Below are 9,127 nucleotides of genomic sequence, written 5' to 3' on the forward strand. Positions count from 1 at the left end.
CTAGTAGTGAGACGGTGCTGATGCAGGTTCATCTAGATGCACCCCCGACCGATCTGAATGCCTGGGGTATCGGGAGGGGAGCAGGATCTGTACCAGACGTACTGTGCTTGAGGGAAATGTTTAACCTTATGATTTAAATCAAGATTTGTTCATGGCAAGGTCATCTGCAAAGGGCCGCGCATCCGGGTATCCGAACGCGGGGCATTTTCCTGGTCGGATCTCCGAAAAGGACTACACGACATTGATTGGCGATTCCCACAGCTTTCTAAAGAAATCGAGGTTCTGGTCGATTTGTATGAAAAGGAATACACATCTCAGGGGCTTTTATGTCGATGACAATTGGTTTTTCGGATCCGGGCAAGGTCACCATCGGTGGTCGATCTGTCGATACGATCAATGCGCTGAAAAAGGCCGATCAGGAAGCGGCGGAGAAGGCGAAGGATAAGGATGAAGGTGCTCCCGCTCAGGTCAGAACCGGTGGCGCCGCTCCGGAGGAAAAGGCAGATGAAAGCGGTGGGGCAGGCGGCCAGAGTCTCACGGTAAAAATGCTGCTCAAGCGCATGAAGGAGTTGCAGAAACAGCTGCAGGAACAACAACAGCAACTGGCGGCTGCGCAGGCTGCGAAGTATCCGACGGAAGAGGCCAAGACGACGGCCGTCACGGCTGTTCAGGGACAGATCGCTCAGACCAATGCGGCGCTTGCCGTTGTGGCCGGCAGCCTGGCCAAGGAACTTGCCAAAGAAGCGGGTAGCGGTTCGGTGATCAACACCACGGCATGATGAAAGGGCGGTTCTGCAAGGAATCGCCCTACGAAAAAAGCAGATTTTCAATCGTTGACAAATGTCGGCGGGATTCGCATAGTTCGGTCTACGCAAACGTTTGCGCGGCTTTCGTGGTGGTCTATCCATTGACGCAAGTGGTGCAGCTTATGCCAGTGCAAGCGTTGCTCACAATAATCATAAGATCGGAGTGAACCCATGAAGCTGCCATTCGCTGGACGTCTTCTCGCTGTCGCTATGCTGGCTGCCGCGTCCGCCGCACTGCCTGTCTCTTCGGCTTTCGCCGAATCCCCTGAAAAACCCAAAGTCGCACTGGTCATGAAGTCCCTGGCCAACGAATTCTTCCTGACCATGGAAGACGGCGCGAAGGCCTATCAGAAAGAACACTCCGCTGATTTCGACCTGATCTCCAACGGCATCAAGGACGAGACCGACACCGCGAACCAGATTCGTATCGTCGAGCAAATGATCGTGTCCAAGGTCGACGCTCTGGTGATCGCGCCGGCCGACTCCAAGGCCATGGTGCCGGTCATCAAGAAAGCGGTGGATGCCGGTATCACCGTGATCAACATCGACAATCAGCTTGATCCGCAAGTCGTCAAAAGCAAAAACATCAACGTTCCGTTCGTAGGCCCGGACAACCGCAAGGGTGCGCGTCTGGTCGGCGAATACCTGGCCAAGCAACTGAAGGCCGGGGATGAAGTTGGCATCATTGAAGGGGTCTCCACCACGACCAATGCCCAGGCCCGTACGGCCGGTTTCAAGGACGCGATGGAGGCGGCGCAAATCAAGGTCGTGTCGCTGCAGTCCGGTGACTGGGAAATCAACAAAGGCAATCAGGTTGCCTCCTCGATGCTGAGCGAATACCCGGAAATCAAGGCTTTGCTGGCCGGTAACGACAGCATGGCCGTCGGTGCCGTTTCCGCTGTGCGTGCCGCTGGCAAGGCCGGCCAGGTGAAGGTGGTCGGTTACGACAACATCAACGCCATCAAGCCAATGCTCAAGGACGGTCGTGTGCTGGCCACCGCAGACCAGTTCGCCGCCAAGCAGGCGGTGTTCGGCATCCAGACCGCGCTGAAAATCATCAAGGGCGAGAAAGTCGACAGCGGTGCCAACGGCGTGATCGAAACGCCGGTTGAACTGGTTACCCAATAAGTCTTCTGGCAACACAATGGCGCTCGCCCGTCCGGGCGGGCGCATGGAGAGTTTTTATGTCAGTTTCCGCCCCGAACGCTGTCCTCTCGGTCAGCGGTATCGGCAAGACTTATGCGCAGCCAGTGCTTGCAGGCATCGATCTGACGCTGATGCGCGGTGAAGTGCTGGCGCTGACCGGTGAGAATGGCGCGGGTAAAAGCACCCTGTCGAAAATCATCGGCGGCCTGGTGACGCCCACCACGGGCCAGATGCAATTCCAGGGCAAGGACTATCGCCCGGGCAGTCGCACCCAGGCCGAAGAGCTCGGCGTGCGCATGGTCATGCAGGAACTCAATCTGTTGCCGACCCTGTCGGTGGCGGAAAACCTGTTTCTCGACAATTTGCCAAGCAATGGCGGCTGGATCAGTCGCAAGCAACTGCGCAAGGCTGCCATCGAGGCGATGGCTCAGGTCGGGCTGGATGCCATCGACCCGGATACCCTGGTCGGCGAGTTGGGCATCGGTCATCAGCAAATGGTCGAAATCGCCCGCAACCTGATCGGCGATTGCCATGTGCTGATCCTCGACGAACCCACCGCGATGCTCACGGCTCGCGAAGTGGAAATGCTGTTCGAGCAGATCACCCGGTTGCAGGCGCGTGGCGTGGCGATCATCTACATCTCCCACCGTCTCGAAGAGCTGGCGCGAGTCGCCCAGCGGATTGCCGTGCTGCGTGACGGCAATCTGGTTTGCGTCGAGCCGATGGCCAATTACAACAGCGAACAACTGGTGACCCTGATGGTCGGGCGCGAGTTGGGCGAGCACATCGACATGGGGCCGCGCAAGATCGGTGCTCCGGCCCTGACGGTCAACGGGTTGAGCCGTTCCGATAAAGTGCGAGACGTCTCTTTCGAAGTCCGTGCCGGTGAAATATTCGGTATTTCCGGACTGATCGGCGCGGGGCGCACCGAGCTGCTGCGCTTGATCTTCGGTGCGGATGTCGCCGACGGCGGCACGGTGGCGCTCGGCTCGCCGGCTCGGGTGGTGAGCATTCGCTCGCCGGTCGATGCGGTGCGCAACGGTATTGCGTTGATTACCGAAGACCGCAAGGGTGAAGGCCTGCTGCTCAGTCAGTCGATCAGCGCCAACATCGCCTTGGGCAACATGCCGGAAATTTCCAGCGGTGGTTTCGTCAACAGCGGCGACGAGATTGCGCTCGCGCAGCGGCAGATTGATGCCATGCGCATCCGCAGTTCGAGTCCGACTCAACTGGTTTCCGAGCTGTCGGGCGGTAACCAGCAGAAGGTCGTGATCGGTCGCTGGCTGGAGCGTGATTGTTCGGTGCTGCTGTTCGATGAGCCGACCCGTGGTATCGATGTCGGTGCCAAATTCGATATCTATGCCTTGCTGGGCGAACTGACCCGGCAGGGGAAAGCCCTGGTGGTGGTCTCCAGCGACTTGCGCGAGCTGATGCTGATCTGCGACCGGATCGGAGTGCTGTCGGCGGGAAGGCTGATCGACACCTTCGAGCGTGACACCTGGACCCAGGATGATTTGCTTGCCGCCGCGTTCGCCGGCTACCAAAAACGTGATGCGTTGCTCAACGAAGCAGCGCCTAGGGATCTCCCATGAAAACTGCAACTTCCGCCGGCAAACGTAGTGGCAACTTTTACGGCATGGGCACCTATCTGGGCCTGGCCGGAGCCTTGCTGGCGATGGTCGCGCTGTTCTCGGTGATGAGCAGCCATTTTCTGTCCTATAACACCTTCAGTACCCTGGCCAACCAGATTCCCGATCTGATGGTGCTGGCCGTGGGCATGACCTTCGTGCTGATCATCGGTGGTATCGACCTGTCGGTTGGCTCGGTGCTGGCGCTCGCCGCTTCGACGGTCAGCGTGGCGATTCTCGGCTGGGGCTGGAGCGTGCTGCCAGCGGCATTGCTGGGGATGGCAGTGGCTGCCCTGGCAGGTACTGTCACCGGTTCGATCACGGTTGCCTGGCGTATTCCGTCGTTCATCGTGTCCCTCGGTGTGCTGGAAATGGCGCGCGGTCTGGCGTATCAGATGACGGGGTCGCGTACCGCCTATATCGGTGATTCGTTCGCCTGGTTGTCGAACCCGATCGCCTTCGGCATTTCGCCGTCGTTCATCATCGCCTTGCTGGTGATTTTCATCGCTCAAGCGGTATTGACCCGGACGGTGTTCGGTCGCTATCTGATCGGTATCGGCACCAACGAAGAAGCGGTACGCCTGGCGGGGATCAATCCCAAGCCCTACAAAATTCTGGTCTTCAGCCTGATGGGCTTGCTGGCGGGGATTGCGGCGCTGTTTCAGATTTCCCGTCTGGAAGCCGCCGATCCGAATGCCGGCTCCGGTCTGGAGCTGCAAGTGATTGCGGCAGTGGTGATCGGTGGCACCAGCCTGATGGGCGGGCGTGGGTCGGTAATCAGTACCTTCTTCGGGGTGCTGATCATCTCCGTGCTGGCGGCCGGTCTGGCGCAGATTGGCGCGACCGAGCCAACCAAGCGCATCATCACGGGAGCGGTGATTGTCATCGCGGTGGTGCTGGATACGTATCGTAGTCAACGCGCAAGCCGACGGGGCTGAGACATGGCAACGATCAAAGATGTGGCGGCGCTCGCGGGGATTTCCTACACGACCGTGTCCCATGTGGTGAACAAGACCCGACCGGTCAGCGCGCAAGTGCGGCTCAAGGTGGAGGCGGCAATCAAGAGTCTCGACTACGTGCCGAGTGCCGTCGCCCGGTCATTGAAGGCCAAGACCACCGCGACCATCGGGCTGCTGGTGCCCAATAGCCTCAACCCGTACTTCGCCGAGTTGGCGCGGGGTATCGAGGATTACTGCGAGCGTAATGGCTATTGCGTGATCCTCTGCAATTCCGATGACAACCCGGAAAAGCAGCGCAGCTATCTGCGAGTGCTGCTGGAGAAGCGTATCGACGGCTTGATCGTCGCATCGGCGGGTGGCGACAGTGGTCTGGCGGAAGGCCTGGCCGGTGTGAAAACGCCAATGGTGATCGTCGACCGTGGGCTGGAAGGTGTCGATGCGGATCTGGTGCGCATCGATCACGAATACGGTGCTTATCTTGCTACCCGGCATCTGCTGGAGCTGGGGCATCGCGATATCGCCACCATTGGTGGTCCGGCCAGTACCAGCGTGGCGCAAATGCGTCTGGCCGGGTTTCGCCGGGCACTGAAGGAGGCAGGCGTCGAAGTGCCAGCGGCGCGGATGCTGGAAAGCGACTTTACCAGTACCGGTGGCTACAACGCGGCGTCGCTGTTGCTTGAGAACAATCCGCCAAGCGCGATTTTTGCCGGTAACGACATGATCGGCATCGGTGTGCTGCGTGCGGCCGCCGAGCGCAATGTGCGCGTTCCTGCCGAGCTGTCGGTGATCGGCTTCGACGATATCCAGATGAGCCGTTATGTGTACCCGGCGCTGACCACCGTGGGCCAGTCGATCCTGCAACTGGGCGAGATGGCTGCGGAAGTCTTGCTGAAAAGGATTGCCACGCCGGCCTTGACCACCGATCAGCGGATCGTCACCCCGAGCATTGTCTTGCGAGAGTCGACCGCGCCACTGGCGGGTGTGTTTACCGAGTACCGCTGAAACCGAATTTATGAGTAGCGATGTATGCCAGCAAATGTAGTGGTAATAGGCAGCCTGAACATGGATCTGGTGACCCGTGCGCCTCGTCTGCCAAACGGTGGGGAAACGCTGATCGGTCACTCGTTCGCCACGGTGTCCGGTGGCAAGGGCGCCAATCAGGCTGTCGCTGCGGCGCGTCTTGGTGCGCAAGTGGCGATGGTGGGTTGTGTCGGCAACGATGCATACGGCGTGCAGTTGCGCGACGCACTGCTGGCCGAGGGCATCGATTGTCAGGCGGTCACCACTGTCGAGGACTCCAGTGGCGTGGCGCTGATCGTGGTCGACGACAACAGTCAGAACGCGATCGTGATCGTTGCCGGGGCCAACGGCGCAATGACGCCGGCGGTCATCGATCGCTTCGATGCGGTACTGCAGGCAGCGGACGTGATCATCTGCCAGCTCGAAATCCCTGATGCCACCGTGGGGTATGCGCTCAAGCGCGGCCGTGAACTGGGCAAGATCATGATCCTCAATCCGGCGCCCGCCAGTCGCCCGCTGCCTGCGGATTGGTACTCGTCGATCGATTATCTGATTCCCAATGAAAGCGAAGCGGCCGCGTTGAGCGGTTTGCCGGTGGATTCGCTGGCGACGGCAGAGTGCGCTGCCAGCCATCTGATTGCCATGGGTGCCGGCAAGGTGATCATCACCCTGGGGGCACAGGGCTCGCTGTTCGCCAATGGCACCGGTTTCGAACATTGTCAGGCACCGACCGTGAAGGCTGTCGATACCACGGCGGCCGGAGACACCTTCGTGGGTGGTTTTGCTGCGGCGCTGGCCTCCGGGAAGGCCGAGTCCGAAGCCATTCGTTTCGGACAGGTCGCTGCGGCATTGTCCGTCACCCGGGCCGGTGCCCAGCCGTCCATTCCTGTTTTGTCCGACGTACAGGGTTTCAAATCCGCATGAAAAAGACTCCTTTGCTCAACGTCGCGCTGTCGCGGCTTATCGCATCCCTCGGGCATGGCGACATGGTGGTGATCGGCGACGCCGGCCTGCCGGTGCCTCCAGGTGTCGAATTGATCGACCTGGCACTCACTCACGGAATTCCGGATTTCGTCAGTACCCTCAAGGTTGTGCTCAGCGAGATGCAGGTGGAAAGCCATGCGCTGGCCAAGGAAATCCTCGATAAGCAACCGACAGCACTGACAGCGCTGGATGCGTTGAACGATGAGGGGGCAATCGGGCGGCGTGATCTGCTCAGTCATGAGCAATTCAAGGTTCTCAGCCGGCAGGCGCGAGCGATAGTTCGTACAGGCGAATGTCAGCCGTACTGCAACATCGTTCTGGTAGCCGGGGTAACGTTTTAACGGGGGCATCGACCCTATTTTTCACCAGCACAAGGAATGCGCCATGCACCGCTATGCTCAGAAAATGCACCAACTGATCCGGAGTCTGCTGCTTTTGTCATTGATAACCGCAACTGGCGCCCAGGCGGCAGAGAAGATCGACCTGATCATCGATACCGACCCGGGCGCCGATGATGTAGTTGCACTGCTGTTTGCTCTCGCTTCGCCTGAAGAGTTGAATATTCGGGCGTTGACCACCGTGGCCGGTAATGTGCGCCTCGACAAGACGTCGCGCAACGCGCGTCTGGCGCGCGAGTGGGCAGGGCGCGAGGACGTGCCGGTCTACGCTGGCGCTCCAAAACCGCTGATGCGCACGCCGATCTACGCCGAGAACATCCATGGCAAGGAAGGCCTGTCGGGTGTCACGGTGCATGAGCCGAAAAAAGGCCTGGCACAGGGCAATGCGGTCAACTACCTGATCGATACGCTCAAGAGCGCCAAGCCGCACAGCATCACCATCGCCATGCTCGGGCCGCAGACCAACCTGGCGCTGGCGCTGATCCAGGAGCCGGAAATCGTCCAGGGCATCAAGGAAGTAGTGGTCATGGGCGGGGCGCACTTCAATGGGGGCAACATCACTCCGGTGGCTGAGTTCAACCTGTATGCCGACCCTCAGGCGGCCGAAGTGGTGCTCAAGAGTGGCGTCAAGATGACGTATCTGCCGCTGGACGTGACCCACAAGATCCTCACCAGCGATGCGCGCCTGAAGCAGATCGCGGCGCTTAACAACAATGCGAGCAAGATTGTCGGCGACATCCTCAATGAGTACATCAAAGGGGACATGGAGCACTACGGCATTCCGGGCGGCCCGGTACATGACGCCACGGTCGTGGCCTATCTGCTCAAGCCTGAGCTGTTCACCGGTCGTTCGGTGAATGTGGTGGTGGATAGCCGCGAAGGTCCGACTTTCGGTCAAACCATTGTCGACTGGTATGACGGCCTCAAGGCGCCGAAGAATGCCTTTTGGGTGGAAAACGGCGATGCCCAGGGATTCTTCGATCTGCTGACCGAGCGCCTGAAACGCTTGAAGTAAGCTACAAACCCGCAGGTTTCAGCCTGCGGGTTCTCTCACTCCCGCTCGATATCCGAGGCGCCGGTGTAGTCGCCCGGATACTTCTCGAACACCTGCGCGATGAATGATTGCGCGCCTTGTGTGCCGAGCGTCCTGACCAGCAGATCAATGCTGATCAACGCCAATTCTTCCGGGCTGCCCGGGCTGTATGAGCTATGTCCCTGTGGCCAGACAGCCTTGATATCGGCGGTAATGCTTACGGTGCTCATGATGGGGCTCGAGGATCGGAAATTCGGAATCCTGAGTTAACCACTTTGTCGGTCATTTGACACTGCGACTTAGGCATGAATGCAACGCTATGCGACACTTGGTCTTTTCCGGCTTGATCCAGGACTGACTTGTGCAGATTGATTTGAACTCTCCCGATGGCCTGACGCTTGAAAGCGTGCGTCAACTGCTGGCGTCGGCCAGTGACGACATGCACACCCAGTTACGTGTGACGAAGGCGGGGATTGCCTATATTTCTTCCGGTGTCACGGGTGGCCAGGACATTGACGGTCTGCTGTTTCGCCTGGAAACCTGGGCCAAGGGCTCGGGGTATGTGGGAAATGTCGCGGCCAGCGATGAAGTCTGGGTCATGCAGATTTTCAATGCGCTCAAGGAAAACTGGCCCAATCCGCTGTATGACTACATCGATGTCTACTGAGCATTAATATTCAGTGACGATTCTGTGGTGAGGCATCGGACGTAGCTCAGGCAAACTCGGCGTTTTTCCGATCGTGGGGCAGGGGGCTGCGCCTGTCGTGAAACCAAACGCCGGATTGGCGGTCGCACGATCTCAGCTTAACTATTGAAAGAAGGAGGCTTCATGCCTTGGAAGCTCGCGTCACTGGGTACTGTTATGGCTATGGCCATGTTGGCTGGCTGCAATACAACATCCAGCGAACCGGCCAGCGCTCCTGTGGCGACCGAATCCGGTCATAGCCGCTGTGAGGCTCAGGCAGCAGAGTTCACCATCGGTAAAAAGGCGTCACCGGAGCTGCTGGAGCAGGCACGTTCCCGTGCCGGTGCGCAAAACGCCCGATTCCTCAAGCCCAACGACATGATTACCCTGGAATACCGCTCTGATCGGCTGAATCTGAACACCGATAACAATCTGGTCGTCACCCGCGTCAACTGCGGCTGATCTGCA

Annotated in this window: 11 protein-coding genes; 10 read left to right on the plus strand and 1 reads right to left on the minus strand. The window is 59.1% G+C overall.

Annotated features, from left to right (window positions below; all coding sequences use genetic code 11):
* The first annotated feature begins 326 nt into the window (after window positions 1–326).
* From KVQ74_RS14310 to KVQ74_RS14345, 8 genes are all read left to right on the plus strand, one after another.
* Window positions 327–779, plus strand: coding sequence for a hypothetical protein (locus KVQ74_RS14310; protein ID WP_217831728.1), 453 nt, complete (start codon window positions 327–329; stop codon window positions 777–779).
* Window positions 780–977: 198 nt separating this feature from the next.
* A complete protein-coding gene (locus KVQ74_RS14315; RefSeq protein ID WP_217831729.1) occupies window positions 978–1,934 on the plus strand; it encodes a sugar ABC transporter substrate-binding protein in 957 nt (318 codons plus the stop codon).
* 56 nt (window positions 1,935–1,990) lie between these two features.
* Window positions 1,991–3,544: a sugar ABC transporter ATP-binding protein gene (locus KVQ74_RS14320; RefSeq protein ID WP_217831730.1), complete on the plus strand. Its 1,554-nt coding sequence runs from the start codon at window positions 1,991–1,993 to the stop codon at window positions 3,542–3,544.
* Entirely contained in the window at window positions 3,541–4,518 is a 978-nt protein-coding gene (locus KVQ74_RS14325; RefSeq protein WP_217831731.1) for an ABC transporter permease, read from the plus strand. The genes KVQ74_RS14320 and KVQ74_RS14325 overlap by 4 nt, the downstream gene beginning before the upstream one ends.
* 3 nt (window positions 4,519–4,521) lie before the next feature.
* Window positions 4,522–5,541: a LacI family DNA-binding transcriptional regulator gene (locus KVQ74_RS14330; RefSeq protein WP_217831732.1), complete on the plus strand. Its 1,020-nt coding sequence runs from the start codon at window positions 4,522–4,524 to the stop codon at window positions 5,539–5,541.
* A 24-nt stretch (window positions 5,542–5,565) separates the two neighbouring features.
* Window positions 5,566–6,483 (plus strand): ribokinase, encoded by a 918-nt coding sequence (gene rbsK, locus KVQ74_RS14335; protein ID WP_217831733.1) that lies wholly within the window; start codon window positions 5,566–5,568, stop codon window positions 6,481–6,483.
* Window positions 6,480–6,884: a D-ribose pyranase gene (gene rbsD, locus KVQ74_RS14340; RefSeq protein WP_217831734.1), complete on the plus strand. Its 405-nt coding sequence runs from the start codon at window positions 6,480–6,482 to the stop codon at window positions 6,882–6,884. Before rbsK ends, rbsD begins: the two co-directional genes overlap by 4 nt.
* Before the next feature lie 43 nt (window positions 6,885–6,927).
* Window positions 6,928–7,956, plus strand: a complete 1,029-nt coding sequence (locus tag KVQ74_RS14345; RefSeq protein WP_217831735.1) for a nucleoside hydrolase — start codon at window positions 6,928–6,930, stop codon at window positions 7,954–7,956.
* A gap of 35 nt (window positions 7,957–7,991) precedes the next feature.
* Here the strand turns inward: KVQ74_RS14345 and KVQ74_RS14350 are convergent, their stop codons facing one another.
* The gene (locus tag KVQ74_RS14350; RefSeq protein ID WP_217831736.1) at window positions 7,992–8,204 is read right to left on the minus strand and encodes a hypothetical protein; all 213 of its coding nucleotides are present in this window, start codon (window positions 8,202–8,204) and stop codon (window positions 7,992–7,994) included.
* A 131-nt stretch (window positions 8,205–8,335) separates the two neighbouring features.
* Between KVQ74_RS14350 and KVQ74_RS14355 the strand changes: the two genes are divergently transcribed.
* Complete coding sequence (locus KVQ74_RS14355; protein ID WP_217831737.1) at window positions 8,336–8,641, plus strand: hypothetical protein; 306 nt, start codon at window positions 8,336–8,338, stop codon at window positions 8,639–8,641.
* A 162-nt stretch (window positions 8,642–8,803) separates the two neighbouring features.
* Window positions 8,804–9,121, plus strand: coding sequence for an I78 family peptidase inhibitor (locus KVQ74_RS14360; protein ID WP_217831738.1), 318 nt, complete (start codon window positions 8,804–8,806; stop codon window positions 9,119–9,121).
* Window positions 9,122–9,127 lie beyond the last annotated feature (6 nt).

The organism is Pseudomonas botevensis, from assembly GCF_019145475.1.
Classification (GTDB): Bacteria; Pseudomonadota; Gammaproteobacteria; order Pseudomonadales; family Pseudomonadaceae; genus Aquipseudomonas; species Aquipseudomonas botevensis.

Excerpts from the sequence above, each read along its gene's own strand:
- KVQ74_RS14350 (WP_217831736.1), bottom strand. The coding sequence starts at position 8,204 with ATGAGCACCGTAAGCATTACCGCCGATATCAAGGCTGTCTGGCCACAG.
- rbsK (WP_217831733.1), top strand. The coding sequence starts at position 5,566 with ATGCCAGCAAATGTAGTGGTAATAGGCAGCCTGAACATGGATCTGGTG.
- KVQ74_RS14320 (WP_217831730.1), top strand. The coding sequence starts at position 1,991 with ATGTCAGTTTCCGCCCCGAACGCTGTCCTCTCGGTCAGCGGTATCGGC.
- KVQ74_RS14310 (WP_217831728.1), top strand. The coding sequence starts at position 327 with ATGTCGATGACAATTGGTTTTTCGGATCCGGGCAAGGTCACCATCGGT.
- KVQ74_RS14315 (WP_217831729.1), top strand. The coding sequence starts at position 978 with ATGAAGCTGCCATTCGCTGGACGTCTTCTCGCTGTCGCTATGCTGGCT.
- rbsD (WP_217831734.1), top strand. The coding sequence starts at position 6,480 with ATGAAAAAGACTCCTTTGCTCAACGTCGCGCTGTCGCGGCTTATCGCA.
- KVQ74_RS14345 (WP_217831735.1), top strand. The coding sequence starts at position 6,928 with ATGCACCGCTATGCTCAGAAAATGCACCAACTGATCCGGAGTCTGCTG.
- KVQ74_RS14330 (WP_217831732.1), top strand. The coding sequence starts at position 4,522 with ATGGCAACGATCAAAGATGTGGCGGCGCTCGCGGGGATTTCCTACACG.
- KVQ74_RS14360 (WP_217831738.1), top strand. The coding sequence starts at position 8,804 with ATGCCTTGGAAGCTCGCGTCACTGGGTACTGTTATGGCTATGGCCATG.
- KVQ74_RS14325 (WP_217831731.1), top strand. The coding sequence starts at position 3,541 with ATGAAAACTGCAACTTCCGCCGGCAAACGTAGTGGCAACTTTTACGGC.